The sequence below is a fragment of the Streptococcus sp. HMSC077F03 genome (assembly GCF_001812375.1).
Lineage (GTDB): Bacteria > Bacillota > Bacilli > Lactobacillales > Streptococcaceae > Streptococcus > Streptococcus oralis_S.
This window is the reverse complement of record NZ_KV808801.1, coordinates 1-19927: the sequence shown is the minus strand read 5'-3', so window position 1 is coordinate 19927 and position 19927 is coordinate 1. Positions and strand designations below refer to the sequence as shown.

The 19927-nt window shown below is 42.3% G+C and carries 15 protein-coding genes; 8 read left to right on the top strand and 7 right to left on the bottom strand.

The features are described 5' to 3' along the window. Positions 1-7: 7 nt before the first annotated feature. Genes scpB through yidD form a run of 3 tightly spaced genes read left to right on the top strand, consistent with a single transcriptional unit; the run spans position 8 to position 1528 of the window. Positions 8-577 carry an SMC-Scp complex subunit ScpB gene (gene scpB, locus HMPREF2853_RS09255; protein WP_070536030.1) on the top strand — a complete coding sequence of 190 codons (570 nt, stop codon included), beginning with the start codon at positions 8-10 and terminating at the stop codon, positions 575-577. Beyond that, positions 564-1286 carry a pseudouridine synthase gene (locus HMPREF2853_RS09250; protein WP_001222226.1) on the top strand — a complete coding sequence of 241 codons (723 nt, stop codon included), beginning with the start codon at positions 564-566 and terminating at the stop codon, positions 1284-1286. Before scpB ends, HMPREF2853_RS09250 begins: the two co-directional genes overlap by 14 nt. Continuing rightward, the gene (gene yidD, locus HMPREF2853_RS09245) at positions 1286-1528 is read left to right on the top strand and encodes a membrane protein insertion efficiency factor YidD (protein ID WP_007522309.1); all 243 of its coding nucleotides are present in this window, start codon (positions 1286-1288) and stop codon (positions 1526-1528) included. Before HMPREF2853_RS09250 ends, yidD begins: the two co-directional genes overlap by 1 nt. Positions 1529-1559: 31 nt before the next feature. Here the strand turns inward: yidD and HMPREF2853_RS09240 are convergent, their stop codons facing one another. The 4 genes from HMPREF2853_RS09240 to HMPREF2853_RS09225 form a co-directional block, all read right to left on the bottom strand. Beyond that, positions 1560-2531: a siderophore ABC transporter substrate-binding protein gene (locus HMPREF2853_RS09240; protein ID WP_045616411.1), complete on the bottom strand. Its 972-nt coding sequence runs from the start codon at positions 2529-2531 to the stop codon at positions 1560-1562. Positions 2532-2629: 98 nt separating this feature from the next. Then, entirely contained in the window at positions 2630-3382 is a 753-nt protein-coding gene (locus HMPREF2853_RS09235) for an iron ABC transporter ATP-binding protein (RefSeq protein WP_070536026.1), read from the bottom strand. Beyond that, complete coding sequence (locus tag HMPREF2853_RS09230; RefSeq protein WP_001159844.1) at positions 3379-4335, bottom strand: iron chelate uptake ABC transporter family permease subunit; 957 nt, start codon at positions 4333-4335, stop codon at positions 3379-3381. Before HMPREF2853_RS09230 ends, HMPREF2853_RS09235 begins: the two co-directional genes overlap by 4 nt. Beyond that, positions 4325-5284, bottom strand: coding sequence for an ABC transporter permease (locus HMPREF2853_RS09225; protein WP_000777210.1), 960 nt, complete (start codon positions 5282-5284; stop codon positions 4325-4327). The genes HMPREF2853_RS09230 and HMPREF2853_RS09225 overlap by 11 nt, the downstream gene beginning before the upstream one ends. Before the next feature lie 236 nt (positions 5285-5520). On the opposite strand from HMPREF2853_RS09225, the gene pepA reads away from it, so the two are divergent. Both pepA and HMPREF2853_RS09215 read left to right on the top strand, forming a co-directional pair. Next, positions 5521-6585 carry a glutamyl aminopeptidase gene (pepA, locus tag HMPREF2853_RS09220; RefSeq protein ID WP_070536022.1) on the top strand — a complete coding sequence of 355 codons (1065 nt, stop codon included), beginning with the start codon at positions 5521-5523 and terminating at the stop codon, positions 6583-6585. A gap of 21 nt (positions 6586-6606) precedes the next feature. Then, positions 6607-6903, top strand: coding sequence for a bacteriocin immunity family protein (locus tag HMPREF2853_RS09215; RefSeq protein ID WP_000840149.1), 297 nt, complete (start codon positions 6607-6609; stop codon positions 6901-6903). A gap of 246 nt (positions 6904-7149) precedes the next feature. On the opposite strand, the gene HMPREF2853_RS09210 is transcribed toward HMPREF2853_RS09215, so the two are convergent. Next, entirely contained in the window at positions 7150-8781 is a 1632-nt protein-coding gene (locus HMPREF2853_RS09210; protein WP_070536018.1) for a Na/Pi cotransporter family protein, read from the bottom strand. Positions 8782-9113: 332 nt separating this feature from the next. On the opposite strand from HMPREF2853_RS09210, the gene HMPREF2853_RS09205 reads away from it, so the two are divergent. Continuing rightward, complete coding sequence (locus HMPREF2853_RS09205; RefSeq protein ID WP_070536013.1) at positions 9114-14105, top strand: endo-beta-N-acetylglucosaminidase; 4992 nt, start codon at positions 9114-9116, stop codon at positions 14103-14105. Positions 14106-14222: 117 nt separating this feature from the next. Here HMPREF2853_RS09205 and HMPREF2853_RS09200 read toward each other — a convergent pair whose 3' ends face one another. Continuing rightward, positions 14223-14591, bottom strand: a complete 369-nt coding sequence (locus tag HMPREF2853_RS09200; RefSeq protein ID WP_000379940.1) for a hypothetical protein — start codon at positions 14589-14591, stop codon at positions 14223-14225. 84 nt (positions 14592-14675) lie between these two features. Then, on the bottom strand, positions 14676-15602 hold the full coding sequence (locus HMPREF2853_RS09195) for a helix-turn-helix transcriptional regulator (RefSeq protein WP_000764440.1): 927 nt from the start codon (positions 15600-15602) through the stop codon (positions 14676-14678). 353 nt (positions 15603-15955) lie between these two features. Here HMPREF2853_RS09195 and HMPREF2853_RS09190 point away from each other — a divergent pair, with 353 nt between their 5' ends. Together HMPREF2853_RS09190 and HMPREF2853_RS09185 are read left to right on the top strand one after the other, a co-directional pair. Then, a complete protein-coding gene (locus tag HMPREF2853_RS09190) occupies positions 15956-17155 on the top strand; it encodes a phosphoglycerate kinase (protein ID WP_001096776.1) in 1200 nt (399 codons plus the stop codon). A 164-nt stretch (positions 17156-17319) separates the two neighbouring features. Then, positions 17320-19927, top strand: a 2608-nt coding sequence (locus HMPREF2853_RS09185) for an antigen I/II family LPXTG-anchored adhesin (RefSeq protein WP_148131411.1), incomplete at its 3' end; no start/stop codon positions are given.

Sequence of the window (19927 nt, the reverse complement as noted above, 5' to 3'; positions counted from 1 at the left end):
AGGAAAGATGAGTACTTTAGCAGAAATAGAAGCGCTCTTGTTTGTAGCAGGTGAAGATGGGATTCGAGTTCGCCAGTTGGCTGAACTCCTATCACTTCCCCCGACAGGCATCCAACAGAGTTTAGAAAAATTAGCCCAGAAGTATGAAAAAGACCAAGAGTCGAGCTTATCCCTGATCGAGACAGGTGGTGCATACAGATTGGTGACCAAGCCTCAATTTGCAGCGATTTTGAAGGAATACTCCAAGGCACCCATCAACCAAAGTTTGTCTCGTGCTGCCCTTGAGACCTTGTCCATCATTGCCTACAAGCAACCGATTACGCGGATAGAAATCGATGCTATCCGTGGGGTTAACTCGAGCGGGGCCTTGGCAAAGTTGCAGGTCTTTGACTTGATACGAGAAGACGGGAAAAAAGAAGTGTTGGGTCGTCCCAACCTCTATGTGACTACGGATTATTTCCTAGATTACATGGGAATTAACCATTTGGAAGAATTGCCAGTGATTGATGAGCTTGAGATTCAAGCCCAAGAAAGCCAATTATTTGGTGAAAGGATAGAAGAAGATGAGAATCAATAAGTATATTGCCCACGCAGGTGTGGCCAGTAGGAGAAAAGCAGAAGAGTTGATCAAGCAAGGCTTGGTGACGGTTAACGGCCAAGTGGTGCGTGAACTAGCAACGACCATCAAGTCTGGAGATAAGGTCGAAGTGGAAGGTCAGCCCATCTACAACGAAGAAAAGGTCTACTATCTGCTTAACAAACCACGTGGAGTGATTTCCAGTGTGACAGACGACAAGGGCCGAAAGACTGTTGTGGATCTCTTGCCAAATGTTAAAGAACGCATTTACCCTGTGGGACGTTTGGACTGGGATACATCAGGTGTCTTGATTTTAACCAATGATGGGGACTTTACAGACGAGATGATTCACCCCCGTAATGAGATTGATAAGGTCTATGTCGCGCGTGTTAAAGGTGTAGCCAATAAGGATAATCTCCGCCCCTTGACCCGTGGTCTTGAGATTGATGGCAAGAAAACCAAGCCAGCTGTATATGAGATCCTCAAAGTGGATCCAGTCAAAAATCGCTCAGTAGTGCAGTTGACTATCCATGAAGGACGCAACCATCAGGTTAAAAAGATGTTTGAAGCCGTCGGTCTTCAAGTGGATAAGTTGTCTCGGACACGTTTTGGGCACTTAGACTTGACAGGTCTTCATCCAGGAGAATCCCGTCGCCTCAATAAAAAAGAAATCAGCCAACTACACACCATGGCTGTAACCAAGAAATAATGAAACGAATCTTAATAGCACCAGTACGCTTTTACCAACGCTTTATCTCGCCAGCCTTTCCACCCTCTTGTCGCTTTGAGCCTACTTGTTCCAACTACATGATTCAGGCTATTGAAAAACATGGTTTCAAGGGTGTTTTGATGGGCTTGGCTCGGATTTTGCGTTGTCATCCTTGGTCGAAAATAGGAAAAGATCCCGTCCCAGACCACTTTTCCCTCAAACGAAATCAAGAAGAAAAATAACCCAACATCACCTGATGTTGGGTTTTATCTCTTATTTCAAAGCTTTTTGAGCGTCTTCAATCATGAGTTTTGTTGATTCAAGACCGCCTCCACTTAGATACCATAGGTCTGGTGTTAGTTGGATAATCTTGCCATTTTTAGCAGCAGGAGTTTCAGCGATGAGGGCATTTTCTAGGACGCCATCGTTGCTAGAGTTGTCCCCGCCGATGGCAAGGGTACGGTTGATGACAAAGAGGATGTCAGGATTAATTTCTTTGACACTTTCAAAGCTGACTTCCTGTCCGTGGCGAGAGTCTTCAAATTGAGTATCAGTTGGTTTGAATTTCAAGGTTTGATACAAGAAAGAGAAACGAGATTGGGCACCAAAGGCAGCCATTTTTCCTTCATTGAGGAGGATAGCAAGGGCTTTTTTATCAGAACTTTCGTTTTTAGTAGCGACTTCCTGAATGCTCTTGTCTAGGTTGGCTAATTCTTCCTTTGCTTTCTGTGTACCAGTTTCACCAAAGGCGCTTGCTAGGGATTCGATGTTGGCCTTGGTAGAAGTCCAGTAGTCGTCCTTGCTTGCTTGGAAGAGGACTGTTGGAGCGATTTCTTTGAACTTGTCTACGAATTTTTGGGTACGTGGTGAAGCGATAATTAGGTCTGGTTCAAGAGCAGCGATGGCTTCTAGGTCTGGCTCAACCATGGAACCCACATTGTTGACATTTCCTGCAAGATCTTTTAGGTAAGTCGGAACAGTTTTTGTAGGCATTCCGACGATATTCTTTTCAAAACCTAAAGCGCGAATAGTATCCGCAGCACCGAGGTCAAAAGTCACAATCTTTTCAGGAACCTTTGAAAGTTTGACCTCATCTAGTGAACTTTTAATAGTTATCTCTGTTGGAGCAGAGCTACTTGTCTCTGTCTGGCTAGTGCTTGAGTTTGTATTTGTACTACATGCACCAAGTAAGAGCAAGAAGCTGGCAGCTAGGGCAGTGAGATAAAGTTTAAGGGATGTTTTCATGATTTCTCCTTTTTAAAATGTGATAACGATGTAGGGGGGCTCTTAGATAGGCTTGTTAGCTAAGAGACAGAGGCTTTTCTAACATGAGTTCAGAATAGCTAGCTATAGATACAGATCTTTTTGCCATTGATATCAGCCAGCGTGATGGGAATCTCATAAAGTTGACTGAGCAGTTCGGCTTGCATGATTTGAGCAGTCGTTCCCTTGCAAAAGACTTGACCGTCCTTGAAGGCAACAATTTCATCCGCATATTGGCTAGCCATGTTGATATCGTGGAGGACGATGATAATGGTTTTGCCAAGTTCCTCCACCAGTCGCCGAAGGATCTGCATCATGCTGACACTTTGCTTGATATCGAGATTATTGAGCGGTTCGTCTAGCAAGATAAAGTCTGTATCCTGAGCTAGTACCATGGCGATAAAGACACGTTGGAGCTGTCCACCAGACAGACTATCGATGTAGCGGTCTTTTAAGTTGGTCAGTTCCAGATAGTCCAGAGTTTCTCGGATTTTTTCCCTGTCTTCTGCTCTCAGTCGACCACGGCTGTAGGGAAAACGTCCAAAGCTGACAAGCTCTTCTACAGTCAATTTGGCTTGGTAATTGATTTTCTGCTTTAGGATAGTGAGTTCTTTGGCTAGTTCTTGCGAATTCCAACTCTCGATTTCACGACCTTTGATACTGAGAATTCCCTGATCTTTCTTGGTCAGTCTGCTCATAATGGAGAGGAGAGTTGATTTTCCAGCACCGTTTGGACCAATAAAGGCCGTCAGTTTCTGAGGACTGACTTCAAGCGAAATGTCTTGCAAAATATCCTGTTTTTGAATGGATTTGTCAATGTTTTCCAGTTTCACTGACGCGCCCTCCTGTATAGTAAGATAAAGAATAAGAAGCCACCCACACTCTCAATAATCATGCTGATGCGAATTTCCAGCGCAAAGACTCGTTCAATAAGGGCTTGCCCCAGGGTCAAACTGATAAACCCGACCAGAATGGCTACGATAAAGAGCAACTTGTGCCGATAATCTTTGACGATTAGGTAGGTAAGATTGGCCAGCATAAAACCGAAGAAGGCCATAGGCCCTACCAAGGCAGTGGCTGTTGAGGTCAAAAGCACGATACCCCAGAGGAGTTCTCTCTGTTCTTTTTCAACATTGAGTCCCAGTATCTGAGCCGTTTCTCTTTGCAGGTGCAAGACATCCAGAATAACTGCTTTTCGAAAGAAAAAGATTGTCAAAGCGAGGATGATTAGAGAACCGATGGCTAGGATGGAAGTGTTGAGATGTTGAAAGGAAGCAAAGAGACTGTTCTGAAGTTTATCGTATTCATTTGGATCCATCAGGACTTGGAGGAAGGTACTGATATTTCGAAAGAGACTTCCGAGTGCTAGGCAGATTAGCAGAATGAAAACCAAATTTTGCTTCATCAGCGTCTTCAAGTAACCTTGTAAGGCGAGAAAGAAGAGGGATTGAAGCAGAAGCAAGATTAGAAATTCTAAGACAGGCGACTTCCCAAGCTGTAGAAATTTGCTTTCAAATATCAGTAGCAGGGTCTGTAGCAAGACATAGAAGGATTCGATTCCCAAAATACTTGGCGTCAGAAAGCGATTTTCCGTCAGGGTTTGAAAACTAATGGTCGAAATCCCTGTCGCGATAGCTACCAAGAGATAAACGATGATTTTTTGGGAACGTAGCTTCCAGGCAAAGGCAGACAGCTGAGTGATGGGCCAAAAGTAGAGGAGGCAAGCTCCGATGGCCAGAATAATGAGAAGGCAGAAGAGTTTGGTATGTTTGCTTTTAAACTGCATCCTTTTGTCCCCCTCTCCATAGAAGTAGGATAAAGACGAGACTACCAATGATTCCTAGTAGGAGACTGACAGACAGCTCATAGGGCCGAATCAAGACTCGAGAGAGGATGTCACAGGCCAGAACTAGATTAGCACCGACCAGAGCGACCATGAGTTTGGTTTGACTCAAATTATCTCCATAGCGCTTGCGGATAAGATTGGGAACGATGACTCCGAGAAAAGGCAAGGCACCCACGGTAATCATGGTGACACTTGTCGTTAGCGCCACCAGAAAAAGGGCCAGTTTTTCAAGTAGAGAGTAAGAAATCCCCAAACTTTCACTGGTTTCCTTGCCCAGATTCATGATGGTGAAGGTTTGGGATAATTTCCAAACGGCTATCAGGATAATGAGGCCTAAGAAGAGCCACTCATACTGATGGGTCTGAATCATGGAGAAGGAGCCCTGGGTCCAAGCAGTCATACTCTGAACCAGATTGAAACGATAGGCGATAACTTCTGTGACAGAACCGATAATCCCACTATAGATGATCCCGATCAAGGGCAGCATCCACCTTTCCTTTATAGAAAAAATAGTCATAAAGGCCAGGAAGAAGAGGGTAAATAAAATGGATGAGCCAAAAGCAAAGAGCATCTTTTGGGTCAGACTCGCAGACGGAAAGACAAAGAGGCTTAACACCATTCCCAGTTTAGCGGCTTCTGTGGTTCCGACTGTACTTGGAGCAGCGAATTGATTTTGAGTAATGGTCTGCATGAGTAGTCCTGCCATGCTCATACTGGAGGCTGCAAGGAGAATACTGATGGTTCTTGGAAGACGCGACTCTTGAAAGAGAAGCCAGGTCTGTTGGTCAAAAGCAAAGAATTTTTCCCAAGAAAAATCACTGGTTCCAATGCTAATGGAGAGAAAGACTAGGAGTAGAAGTAAGCCTGTTAAAATATGAGAGAGTTTCATACCCCGTCCTTTCGTGTAGATTTGGTATCGAAAGATACCTGCGGATATAAATGTAACATGATTTCTTTAATCTGTCAATAAATTTTCTGACAATTTAATGTAAAAAGAAAGAAAAATTCCTGAAATAATATCTGCCCCTCTCTTTTATTGGAAAACTGAGTAAAAACCAATCCACCTTCCCACTATCCTTCTCCTATAAAAAGTGGTAAAATGGAGGACAGAAAGAAGGAACTGGAATGACAACATTATTTTCAAAAATCAAAGAAGTAACAGAGCTTGCTGCAATCTCTGGTCATGAAGCGCCTGTCCGTGCTTATCTTCGTGAGAAGTTAACACCGCATGTGGATGAAGTAGTGACAGATGGCTTGGGTGGTATTTTCGGGATTAAACATTCAGAAGCTGCGGATGCACCGCGTGTCTTGGTCGCTTCTCACATGGACGAAGTTGGTTTTATGGTCAGCGAGATTAAGCCAGACGGTACTTTCCGTGTGGTTGAAATCGGTGGCTGGAACCCTATGGTGGTTAGCAGTCAACGCTTTAAACTTTTTACGCGTGACGGTCGTGAAATTCCTGTGATCTCAGGTTCTGTCCCTCCACATTTGACTCGTGGAAAGGGTGGACCAACCATACCAGCCATTGCCGATATCGTTTTTGATGGTGGTTTTGCGGACAAGGCTGAGGCAGAAAGCTTTGGTATCCGTCCGGGTGACACCATTGTACCTGATAGCTCCGCTATCTTGACAGTCAATGAAAAAAATATCATCTCAAAAGCTTGGGACAACCGCTACGGTGTTCTTATGGTTAGTGAGCTAGCAGAAGCTTTGTCAGGTCAAAAACTGGGAAATGAACTCTATCTCGGTTCCAATGTCCAAGAAGAAGTTGGTCTGCGTGGCGCTCATACTTCTACAACTAAGTTTGACCCAGAAGTCTTTCTGGCAGTTGACTGTTCACCTGCTGGTGATGTTTATGGTGGTCAAGGCAAGATTGGGGATGGAACTTTGATTCGTTTCTATGATCCAGGTCACTTGCTCCTCCCAGGTATGAAGGATTTCCTTTTGACAACGGCTGAAGAAGCAGGTATCAAGTACCAATACTACTGTGGAAAAGGTGGAACGGACGCTGGAGCAGCTCATCTGAAAAATGGTGGTGTCCCATCAACAACCATCGGTGTCTGCGCTCGTTATATCCACTCTCACCAAACTCTCTACGCGATGGATGACTTCCTAGAAGCTCAAGCTTTCTTGCAAGCCTTAGTGAAAAAATTGGATCGTTCAACAGTTGATTTGATTAAAAATTATTAAAGAATAAGAGAGGTGCGCGAAATGGCAGAACCAAACCTAGAAAGCCTTATAAGAGATCTCTACAACCATGCCCGTCAGGGCTTGAGTGAAGATTTAGTTGCCGCTCTCCTAGAGACTGCTAAGAAGCTGCCTACTACAAATGAGCAATTACTAGCAGTCCGACTTTCAGGACTGGTCACCCGTGAATTGCTCACCAATCCCAAACACCCAGCACCTGAGTTGCTCAACTTGGCGCGCTTTATCAAAAGAGAAGAAGCCAAATACAGGGGCACTGCAGTTTCTGCTATCATGTTTGGAGAACTCTTTAAAATGCTTTGATTCCATTGTGAATCAAAGCATTTTTTATATGTCAGAAAAAACATTTTTGATGAGGAAACGAAAAAGCCATCCCATTCAGGATAGCTTCTTGGCACTTATACTCAATGAAAATCAAAGAGCAAACTAGGAAACTAACCGCAGATTGCTCAAAACACGGTTTTGAGGTTGTGGATAGAACTGACGAAGTCAGTAACATATATACGGCAAGGCGACGTTGACGTGGTTTGAAGAGATTTTCGAAGAGTATTAGATTTGTTCAGCGATGACCTTTTCAGCTAGGTTCATAGCATGGTCAGATACACGAGTGTAGTGGGAAATGATGTCGATAAAGTTGACTCCAGCTTGTGTAGAACACTCACCTTTGTTAAGGCGTTTGATGTGGGTCTTTCTGAGAACGCGTTCCATATTGTTGATTTCTTTATGGCGTTCAATCAGACTTTGTGCTTTTTCAATATCATTGTTTTCCACACTATCAAGGGCATCCTTGATAAATGCAGTTGTTGCTTGATAAATCTCAGCTAATTCCTCTAAAGCTACTTCAGAGAATTGAACATTCTTACGTTGGAGGTAGTCTGTTAGGTTGAGCAAGCCTTCTGCGTGGTCCCCAATCCGTTCCAAATCACGGGATGAATCCAGAATGTTGGTCAAGACTTCGCTTTCCTTTTGGCTCAAGGATTCGCTTGAGAGTCTGATGAGGTAACGAGTGAGTTTTTCATCGATGGTGTTGATGGCTTCCTCTGTCTTGTGCCCTTTTTCAGCTACCTTTTCATCCATACCGATGATATAGGTATAAGAAAGGTCAAAAGCTTTGGTTGCATAGTTCCCTAAGTGCAAAAGTTCTTTTTTGGCATTTCCTAGAGCGATAGAAGGAGATTGCTGGATAAGTTGCTCGTCGAGATAAAGGGGCTCGTACTTGACAACCTCGTCTTCACCAGGGATGAGCTTGGTTACAAAGTAGGCCAAGGCTCCGATGAATGGAAATTGTACAATGGTGTTACTTACGTTAAAGGCACCGTGAGAGAAGGCGATGGTCATCTCAGGTGAGAGGTGAAGGAGTGCCTGGAAGTACTCGATCATAGCAGTAAAGGGGCCTAATAGGATTAAGCAAAGAATAGTTCCTAAAACGTTAAAGGTAACGTGGGTTGCCGCAACGCGCTTTGCAGAGACATTGGCTCCAGCTGCCGCAATGATAACTGTTAGGGTTGTCCCGATATTATCCCCGAAGAGAACTGGTAGTGAACCTTTAAGGTCGAGGAAGCCACCTGCATAGAGGCCTTGCAAAATCCCAATTGTAGCTGAGGAAGCCTGGATGAGGACGGTAATCACTGCACCAGCTACCACTCCTAAAATAGGATTTTGTCCCAAGGTTACCATATATTCCTTGAATTGTGGTAAATCTTTAAGTGGGCTCATACCGGCACTGATGAGGTTAAGGGCGTAGAAGATTCCCCCAACACCAAACAGGATGCGCCCGATATTGTTTGCTGTTCTGTTTTTTGTAAAGAAGAGGAACATGGTTCCAAGGAAAATCAAGGGTAAAGCATACTCGCCAAGCTTGAAACCGATGATAAAGGAAGTAACGGTGGTTCCGATGTTGGCTCCCATGATAATTCCGATAGCCTGTCTAAGAGTGAGAAGACTAGCGCTGACCAGTCCGACCGTGATAACTGTAACCCCTGTACTTGACTGAATGAGGGCAGTCACGACAATCCCGACTAGAACACCTAAAAAGGGATTGCTAGTGTACTTGTCAATGTAAAAACGAAGGCGATCTCCAGCAGCTTGTTGCAAACCGTCTCCCATGGTCTTAATACTGTACAAAAACAGTCCTAGACCTCCTAAAAAGTGAAATAAAATTTCCTGCCAATTAATGGACATTTCTTTTTCCTCCGGAAAATAATAACGGAATTTCTCCTATTCTATTTTAAAGGATAAAAGTAAATCTCACAAGTGTTTAGCTGAAATTTTCATAAGAAACAAGAACTTTCTTTTAAAATGAGAGATAGATTCCCTTTAAGATAGATGATTTATAGGATTGTGTCCAAATTTTACTGATTATTATCCTAGTTATAGTTTTTATGTTAAATAGATTGACATCGCTTTCATATAGGATAAAATGAAGATGATCCTGTTCTGGTGGTGTGCACTGAGAACAGTTACTTTTTATCAAAAAGTAAAGCGCTTACTTTATATTTTATTAGGAGGATAAGATGAAAAATCTATTTTTTGAAAAACGTTGCCGTTACAGTATTCGTAAGCTGTCAATCGGGGCTTGTTCCTTGATGATTGGTTCAGCTCTATTTGCGAGCCCAGCTCTTGCCGAACAAGTCGCAGTCCCTGAAACAGCTGCAAATACGAGCGCCCAAGCTACAAGTACTAGTGAGACAACTAATCCAGATACTGCAGCTATCGAAAAACAATTATCGGAAACAGAGAACAAAGTAGCTGAGCAACCAATTTCAGAAAACACTCCAGCAATAGCGGATTTGGTTAATGAAAAAGAAGAGGCAAAACCCGCTCCGACAGATAAAACTGAAAAACCTGCTCAACCAACTGAAAAAGAAGAAGTCAAACCAGAGGAAACTCCTCAAGTGGCTGAGAAGAAAGCCGACAAACCGACTTTAGCAGACGTTCCTAAAAATGAAGAAAAGAGTCTCCGACCAAAAGAAATCAAATTTGATACTTGGGATGATTTGTTGAAATGGGAACCGGGTGCGCGTGAGGATGATCCTATTAACCGTTCATCAGTTGAACTCGCCAAGCGCCACAGAGGGCAGTTGGTCAATGAAAAAGCAAGCAGAAGAGCCAAGGTTCAGGCGCTAGCAAATACCAACTCAAAGGCTAAAGACCACGCTTCTGTTGGTGGAGAAGAATTCAAGGCCTATGCTTTTGATTACTGGCAATACTTGGATTCAATGGTCTTCTGGGAAGGTCTAGTTCCAACTCCAGATGTCATTGATGCCGGTCACCGCAACGGAGTTCCCGTTTATGGAACACTCTTTTTCAACTGGTCAAATAGCATTGCCGACCAAGAGAAATTTGCAGCTGCCTTGAAACAAGACGCAGATGGCACCTTCCCTATCGCACGGAAACTTGTCGATCTTGCTAAGTACTATGGCTTTGATGGCTATTTCATTAATCAGGAAACAACGGGGGAATTGGTAGCACCTCTTGGTGAAAAAATGCGCCAATTCATGCTCTATACAAAAGAATACGCGGCTAAAGTCAACCATCCAATCAAGTATGCTTGGTACGATGCCATGACCTACAAATATGGTCGTTACCACGAAGATGGCCTTGGTGAATACAACTATCAGTTCATGCAAAAAGAAGGTGACAAGGTTCCTGCAGATCAATTCTTTGCCAACTTCAACTGGAACAAGGAAAAGAATGACTACTCTGTAGAGATGGCAAAATGGCTAGAACGTAGTCAATATGATGTCTTTGCAGGCTTGGAATTGCAACAAGGTGGTTCTTATAAGACCAAAGTCAAATGGGATGCCCTATTAGATGAAAAAGGCAAGTTGCGTTTGTCACTTGGACTCTTTGCACCAGATACGATTACCAGTCTAGGAAAAACAGGCGAAGACTACCACAAGAACGAAGACATCTTTTTTACAGGTTACCAAGGAGATCCAACGGCTCAAAAACCAGCTGACAAAGAATGGTATGGGATTGCCAATTTGGTTGCTGACCGCACACCAGCAGTTGGTCGAACCTTCACGACCTCCTTTAATACAGGTCATGGTAGAAAGTGGTTTGTAGACGGTAAAGTTTCTAAGGATTCTGAGTGGAACTACCGTTCTGTTTCAGGTGTCTTGCCAACATGGCGCTGGTGGCAGACTTCGACAGGGGAAAAACTCCGTGCAGAATATGACTTTACAGATGCCTACAATGGCGGAAATTCTCTTAAATTCTCAGGTGATGTAGTTGGTAAGACGGACCAGGATGTGAATTTGTATTCTACCAAACTAGAAGTAACAGAGAAAACCAAACTTCGTGTTGCCCACAAGGGAGGAAAAGGCTCTAAAGTTTATATGGCCTTCTCTACGACTCCAGACTACAAATTTGAGGATGCAGCTGCATGGAAAGAACTGACTCTCTCTGATGACTGGAAGAATGAAGAATTTGACCTTAGCTCACTAGCAGGTAAAACCATCTATGCAGTCAAACTTTTCTTCGAGCATGAAGGGGCTGTAAAAGATTATCAGTTCAACCTAGGACAATTAACAATTTCGGACAATCACCAAGCACCACAAGCCCCAACAGGACTCTCTGTTGTGAAACAATCTCTCAAGAATGCCCAAGAAGCTGAAGCAGTGGTCCAATTTGCTGGTAACCAAGATGCAGATTTCTATGAAGTCTACGAAAAAGATGGAGATAACTGGCGTTTGTTGACAGGATCATCTGCTTCAACCATCTACTTGCCAAAAGTTAGCCGCTCTGCTAATGCGACTGGTAGGACTCAGGAATTAAAAGTCGTTGCAGTTGGTAAAAATGGCCTCCGTTCCGAAGCGGCGATGGCATCCTTTAACTGGGGGATGACAGTTCAGGATACGACTCTCCCAAGACCTTTGGCTGAAAATATTGTTCCAGGTGCAAAGGTTATCGGTAGTACTTTCCCAAATACTGAAGGTGGAGAAGGCATTGAAGGTATGTTGAACGGTACCATTACTAGCCTGTCAGACAAGTGGTCTTCAGCTCAGTTGAGCGGTAGTGTGGATATTCGCTTGACCAAGCCACGTACCGTTGTTAGATGGGTCATGGATCATGCGGGAGCTGGTGGTGAGTCTGTCAACGACGGTTTGATGAACACCAAAGACTTTGACCTTTATTATAAAGATGCAGATGGTGAATGGAAACTAGCTAAGGAAGTCCGTGGCAACAAAGCGCACGTTACGGATATCACTCTTGACAAACCAATCACTGCTCAAGACTGGCGCCTAAAAGTTATCACTTCAGATAACGGGACACCTTGGAAGGCCATTCGTATCTACAACTGGAAGATGTATGAAACCTTGGACACAGAAAGTCAAAATATTCCAATGGCTAAGGTAGCTGCCCGTTCACTTGGAAACCATCAAGTTCAACTAGGCTTCTCTGATGTTCCAGCGGGTGCAACCATCACCGTTTACGACAAGGCAGATTCACAAACACCGATTGCAACCTTGAAGTCTGAAACTGGAGGCGACTTGGCAACAGCACCATTGGGCTTTGACAAGCAACCAACTCTCCTCTACTATCGTACCCAACTACCTGGCAAAGAAATCAGTAACACCTTGGCAGTAGCGATTCCACAGGATGAGAGGAAAATTGCTGCAGTTAGTCTTGAAAAAGGGCCTAAGAAGACAGTTTATAAAGAGGGAGAAAAACTGGACCTTAGAGGCGGCACTCTCCGTGTTCAATACGAAGGGGGACAAGCCGACGAGCTGATTAACCTTTCTCACTCAGGTGTGACAGTATCTGGCTACAACGCTCATCAAAAAGGGGAACAAAAGCTCACAGTTAGCTATCTTGGACTTCCAGTAAGCGGTGACTTGAAGGTACAAGTGACTGGTCAAGATGAAGGAAAACCAAAGGAAGTAGCAGGTCTGTACATTACTCAGAAACCAAAAACAGACTATCTAGTAGGTGATCAACTGGATCCTGCAGAAGGCCGCTTCGGCGTTCTCTATGATGATGAGACGGAAGAAAGCCATGCCTTTACGGACCAAGGTGTTGAAATCACGGGCTATGATGCTCAGAAGACTGGACGACAAACCTTGACCTTGCATTACAAGGGGCACACCGCTGAGTTTGATGTCTTGGTTTCTCCAAAAGCAGCTGTCAACGATGAGTACCTAAAACAAGAAATCACTGCTGCCCAAGGCCGTCAGTCAACCCTTGCCTATACCTTCTCAAGCGAGGACAAACAAGCAGCACTAGTAGAGAAGCTCAATGCAGCGAAAGCTGTTGCAGAAAACCATGATGCCAGTCAAGAAGAGGTCAACAAAGCTTTGAATGAGTTGAAACAAGCAGGGACAGACTTGGATGGAAATCAACGTTATCAAACTGCTAGAGAAGAATTGGAAGGTTTGCTCGAATCCGTCCGTGAAAAAGATCCTAAAGCTGAGTTAATTGCCCAAGCAGAAACTTTGTTGGCTTCAGAGATGCCAACTCCTCAAGCATTTGCAGACATGAAAGAAAAGCTAAATAAGAAACTAGCTCCTGCAGAAGAAAGTCACCATGTTGGAAGTATGGATCCAAATGAAGTGGCCCCAACGGTTGAGGCCCTCCCTGAACTAGTTATTGAAACTGAAACAACAGCCTTTGAACGTCAGGAGCGACCAAACTCTGAACTTCTCAAAGGCCAACGGCAGCTAGTTCAAGCAGGAGCGGAAGGGCAAATTCGTCATTTAGTAGAAGTAAATGCCCAAGGCAAACGCACTCTTCGTTGGACTGAGGTAGTCAAGGAAGCAATCCCAGAAATCACCGAAGTTGGAACGAAAGTCCTTTCAAGTAACCAACCAGCTGAAGGTGTGAAAGATTTAGTTCTAGAAACTCCGAAACTGGAAGTTGAAGAGGGAACAATTTCCTTCAAACGTCAAGAACGACCAAACGCCGACCTTCTCAAAGGTCAACATCAGCTAGTTCAAACAGGAGCGGAAGGGCAAATTCGTCGCTTTGTAGAAGTTGATGGTCAGGGCAAACGCACTCTTCGTTTGACTGAGGTAGTCAAGGAAGCAATCCCAGAAATCACTGAAGTTGGGACAAAAGTTCTATCAAGCAACCAACCAGCTGAAGGTGTGAAAGATTTAGTTCTAGAAACTCCGAAACTGGAAGTTGAAGAGGGAACAGTTTCCTTCGAACATCAGGAACGACCAAATGCAGCCCTTCTCAAAGGACAACGCCAGCTAATCCAAGCAGGTGTGGAAGGTCAAGTTCGTCGCTTTGTAGAAGTTGATGGTCAGGGCAAACGCACCCTTCATTCTACTGAGGTTCTCAAGGAAACTCTTCCAGAAATTGTTGAAGTAGGAACGAAAGAAGAGCAAGTCTCACAAACAAGGGATCAAGCTCTTTCAGCAGTACCAGCAAAAGTTGAAGAAACAAGCAGAGAGCTGCCAAATACGGGAGCGACAAGAGATGCTAGTCTAGTAGCGCTGGGACTCCTCGGAGTAATGAGTGGCTACGGCTTGCTTGCTGGAAAGAAGAGAGAAGACTAATCAGATTTACGAATCTTGGATTTTCTCATAAAAATAAAAAACAAGGTTTGACTGTGGATTAGTCAGGCCTTGTTTTTAGTTTTGAAATTGAAGAGTAAATTTGAAGCTAGATTTTTGCTATTCAATTCCTTGGATAAACTTTTGGAAACGATAAGTGTCGAAATAAATATTGGATGCAACTAATTTATCAAATTCATCGAATTTCAGAAATTCTGCGACATCCAGTTCAAGTTCTTTTCCTTGAGGAGAATGTAGACGGTAGCGATTTAAAGCTGAGACTGCTCGACCATCAACAAGTAATTGCTTCACTTCAAGATGCTGGCTCAAAGCATAGAATTGGCCTGCGCCTTGCAAATAAACATCACGTCCTTGTCGAATTTCTATACTATCGCACATGCCATAGTCAAAGTTTTCAGCTACGAAATCTTCCCAGCCTCCCTCATTTACTGCCGTAAAATAGCTTTCTGCAAGTTTTTTTGTATCCATTTGGAACCTCCTGTAAAATAATTGGGCTATGATGAATATCACGAAATATTTTGCCCACTTAAGAGTATACAAAAGGAAATATGACTACAGGTTGTCATATTGCTGAAGATTTTTTTTGAGAGTACTGACCAGTAGATTTTGTAAGTGACTTGGAGATACGACCTTTACTTGATAACCAAAACTTAATAGTAAATCAAAAAACGAAGGAGTTAAAGCTCTAAATGCCTGAACTTTTATTATTTCGTCCTCGACTCTGATTTCTTCTTCCGTGAAGTGATCGTAGATTTTTGGAAGTGCAAATCTTGTAAAAACTAGTTCGATTTCTTCTCTTTGCCCCTCCACTTTATGTTTTGGGGGATTTAAAAAAAGCTCTAACTTTTCTTGAGATAAACGTGGATAATCGAATGGTTTATCTTTTATCTCCACTAGTTCTAGTTCACGAATTCGAGTTAATTTAAAAATACGAAAATCTAATTTTTCTAAGCAGTAACCGATAACATACCAAGCATTCAGTTTATAGATCAATCTGTATGGGATAATTGTTCGCTGACTTTTCTCCTGTTTTTTCGAATAGTAAGAAAAAGAAATCATCTGTTCAGTTTGTATCGCTTCCTCAATTTCTAGTAAATAATTTGTATTAAGAGTCCAGGAACTGAGATCAAAGTAAAAAGGACTGTTTGCTCTTGTAATTTCTTGAGAAGATAGCTTGTGTTCGATACTGTCAAGACTTGAATGACCAACGATTTTACTAACATTTTGGCTCATATGAATGATAAACTGTCTCTCTTCCTCAGTGAAAAAGTTTCTGTCTATCTTATAGTCGCTTGGTATATAGAAACCTCCCTTATCTCCACGTTCCGAATAGATTGGGATCCCCGCTAAACTGAGTGTATCCATGTCCCTATATACAGTTCGAGTAGATATTTCAAACCTCTCTGCAATCTCTTTGGCTGTTATTCTCTTCTTATTTAAAAGCGACAGTAAAATATAGATTAGTCTTTCTAATTTCATGGTAGCAATTCCCCTTCTTTTAATCTCAAATAGCACAAACTAAAGAAACTATTTTAGTTATATTGTATAATAAGAAACCTAGCAATTCAAAAAGAAGGACTGTAGAGTTTAGAATATTAAGGATTAAAATGTTAGAAAAAGAATGGTATAGAAGTAATTAGGTAGATCAATCAAGAAATTTACCTAAATTATTCCAACCGAATTATGTGAAAATTGCCATTTCCCGTACGGTAATCCTAGATTTTTAGGTTAGTAGATAGAAGAATGAACAAGAAAAGTTTAGGGTTTTTCTATCTCTTTTGCTGATTTTGTGATATAATTAACACGTATAAAAAAAGAAGGAGTCATATCTAATGGCAAAATTGACTGTTAAAGACGTTGACTTGAAAGGGAAAAAAGTTCTCGTTCGTGTTGACTTCAACGTACCTGTTAAAGATGGCGTGATTACCAATGACAACCGTATCACTGCAGCTCTTCCAACTATCAAGTACATCCTTGAACAAGGTGGACGTGCAATCCTCTTCTCTCACCTTGGACGTGTAAAAGAAGAAGCAGACAAAGAAGGTAAATCACTTGCTCCTGTAGCTGCTGACTTGGCTACTAAATTGGGACAAGAAGTTAAATTTATCCCAGGTGTTACACGTGGTGCTGAATTGGAAGCCGCTGTTAACGCTCTTGAAGATGGACAAGTTCTCTTGGTTGAAAACACTCGTTTCGAAGATGTTGACGGCAAGAAAGAATCTAAAAATGACCCTGAGCTTGGTAAATACTGGGCATCACTTGGAGACGGTATCTTCGTAAACGATGCATTTGGTACAGCTCACCGTGCACACGCATCTAACGTTGGTATCTCAGCAAACGTTGAAAAAGCAGTTGCTGGATTCCTTCTTGAAAACGAGATTGCTTACATCCAAGAAGCAGTTGAAGCTCCAGAACGTCCATTCGTAGCGATTCTTGGTGGTTCAAAAGTTTCAGACAAGATTGGTGTTATCGAAAACTTGCTTGAAAAAGCTGATAAAGTGCTTATCGGTGGTGGGATGACTTACACATTCTACAAAGCTCAAGGTATCGAAATCGGTAACTCACTTGTAGAAGAAGACAAATTGGATGTTGCGAAAGCTCTTCTTGAAAAAGCAAACGGCAAATTGATCTTGCCAGTTGACTCAAAAGAAGCAAACGCATTTGCTGACTACACTGAAGTGAAAGACACTGAAGGTGAAGCAGTAGACCCAGGTTTCCTTGGTTTGGATATCGGTCCAAAATCTATCGCTAAATTTGACGAAGCTTTGACTGGTGCCAAAACAGTTGTATGGAACGGACCTATGGGTGTATTTGAAAACCCTGACTTCCAAGCTGGTACAATCGGTGTCATGGACGCTATCGTGAAACAACCTGGTGTTAAATCAATCATCGGTGGTGGTGACTCAGCTGCTGCAGCCATCAACCTTGGCCGTGCAGACAAGTTCTCATGGATCTCTACTGGTGGTGGAGCATCAATGGAACTCCTTGAAGGTAAAGTATTGCCAGGACTTGCAGCTTTGACTGAAAAATAAATAGTTTAACTAAAGGAAGATGGTGTGACCATCTTCTTTTTAATTTAATTTATAAATAGGTGGAATTTTTCTATAAATAAAAAAAGAGTAAATATTTGCATCCTGCCTTGTAAAGTGCTAGTATAAAAAGTAACGACTAAATTTAGATAAGGAAAAGGATTATAATGAAAAATAAAAAAGAAGTCTATGGATTTCGTAAAAGCAAAGTTGCGAAAACGTTGTGTGGTGCTGTTTTAGGAACTGCTTTGATTGCTTTTGCAGACAAAGCAGTATTTGCTGATGAAGTTACAGAGACAACTAGTACAAGTACAGTTGAGGTAGCTACTACAGGGAACCCAGCCACAAATCTACCTGAAGCTCAGGGTGAAATGAGCCAAGTTGCCAAAGCAAGCCAAGCTAAGGCTGGTTCTAAAGACTCAGCTTTGCCAGTAGAAGTATCATCAGCTGATTTGGATAAAGCAGTTGCTGATGCAAAATCTGCAGGAGTTAAGGTAGTTCAAGATGAAACAAAAGACAAAGGAACAGCCACAACTGCTACAGAGAATGCTCAAAAACAAGATGAGATTAAAAGCGACTATGCTAAACAGGCTGAAGAAGTAAAGACAACAACTGAAGCATATAAAAAAGAAGTCGCAGCTCATCAGGCTGAAACAGATAAAATCAATGCTGAAAACAAAGCAGCGGATGACAAGTACCAAAAAGATCTAAAAAGTCATCAAGAAGAAGTTGAAAAAATCAACACTGCTAATGCAACAGCTAAAGCAGAATATGAGGCTAAGCTAGCACAATATCAAAAAGATTTAGCAACTGTCAAAAAAGCAAATGAAGATAGTCAACAGGATTATCAAAATAAACTTTCAGCTTACCAGACAGAATTAGCTCGAGTACAAAAAGCTAATGCTGAAGCTAAAGAGGCTTATGATAAAGCAGTAAAAGAAAATACAGCTAAAAACGAAGCGCTTAAAGCTGAAAATGAAGCGATTAAACAGCGTAATGAAACTGCAAAAGCGAATTATGAAGCAGCGATGAAGCAGTATGAAGCAGACCTTGCAGCTATTAAGAAAGCTAAAGAGGATAATGATGCTGATTATCAAGCTAAATTAGCAGCTTATCAAACAGAATTGGCACGTGTTCAAAAGGCTAATTCTGATGCAAAAATAGCCTATGAAAAGGCTGTTGAAGAAAACACAGCTAAAAACAATGCTATCCAAGCTGAAAATGAAGCTATTAAACAACGAAATGAAACAGCCAAGGCAACTTATGAGGCTAAAATAGCACAATACGAAAAAGACTTGGCAGCAGTCAAACAAGCGAATGCAGCTAACGAAACAGACTACCAAACTAAGTTAGCGGCTTATCAGACAGAACTAGCTCGTGTTCAAAAGGCAAATGCTGATGCTAAAGCAGCTTATGAGAAGGCTGTTGAAGAAAACACAGCTAAAAATGCAGCGCTCCAAGCTGAAAACGAAGAAATCAAGCAACGGAATGCCGCGGCTAAAACTGACTATGAAGCAAAATTAGCTAAATATGAAGCTGATCTTGCCAAATATAAGAAAGAGTTGGCTGAGTATCCGGCTAAGTTGCAGGCTTATAAAGATGAGCAGGCTAAAATTAAGGCAGCTATGGCTTTAGCAGAATCAAAGAAGAATGAAGATGGAAACTTGAGTCGCCCAAGTGCTCAAAGTTTGATTTTCAAATCGGAGCCTAATGCTGAACTTTCATTGACTACAACTGGTGAATTTGTTAGCTATACTGGCATGGAAGCAGCTGTGAAGAATACTGCAGAATTTGCCAATAAACTCTTCCAGTTGGATAACTTTAAAGTAACAGACATTCAAAATGCTAACTACCAGACAAACAAACAGGAAAGCTTTGGTACAGTCGGTAAGTATTCTGAGTACAATTCAAATGTAACAAGTGGTAAGGGACCAACTGAATGGTCTTCAGTCCTGCTGAAACGAGGTCAGTCTGCAACAGCAACTTATACGAATCTTCAGGGGACTTACTATCAAGGGAAAAAAGTTTCTAAAATCGTCTATACTTATACTCTTGATCCTAGTTCCAAGTTCCGCAATGATAAGGCTTGGTTGGGAATTTTTAAAGACCCAACGATGGGGGTTTTCGCTTCGGCTTATACTGGTAATACAGAAGATGCTACCTCTCTCTTCGTTAAGACTGAGTTTCAATTCTATGATGAAGATGGTCAAATTATTAATTTTGACAAGGCCTTGATGTCTGTAGCGTCTCTTAACCGCGAAGCAAACTCAATCGAGATGGCTAAAGATTATACTGGGAATTTCATCAAAATTTCGGGTTCTTCAGTTGGTGAAAAGAACGGCCAAATTTATGCGACAGAATCTGAAAACTTCAAAAAAGGAGTTGGTGGTTCCCGCTTCACCATGTATAAGAATAGTCAACCAGATTCTGGTTGGGATAATGCAGATGCACCAAACTCTTGGTATGGTGCGGGAGCAGTGGAAATCTCAGGTCCTTCAAATAGTATGACTATCGGAACAATTTCGTCTTCAGAAGTGTTGGGACAGCCTGCAGCGAATGATCCACGTAGAGCAGAGAAATTATCTCCCAAAAAGCCAAATATTTGGTTTGCGATTAACGGAAATGTTCGAGCAACTAATTTGCCAACCATCACATTAGAAAAACCAACTCCGCCAGTAGAACCAACTGCACCACAAGCTCCTACTTATGAAGTAGAGAAACCACTGGAACCAGCTCCAGTAGTACCAAACTACGAAAATGAGCCAACTCCACCGG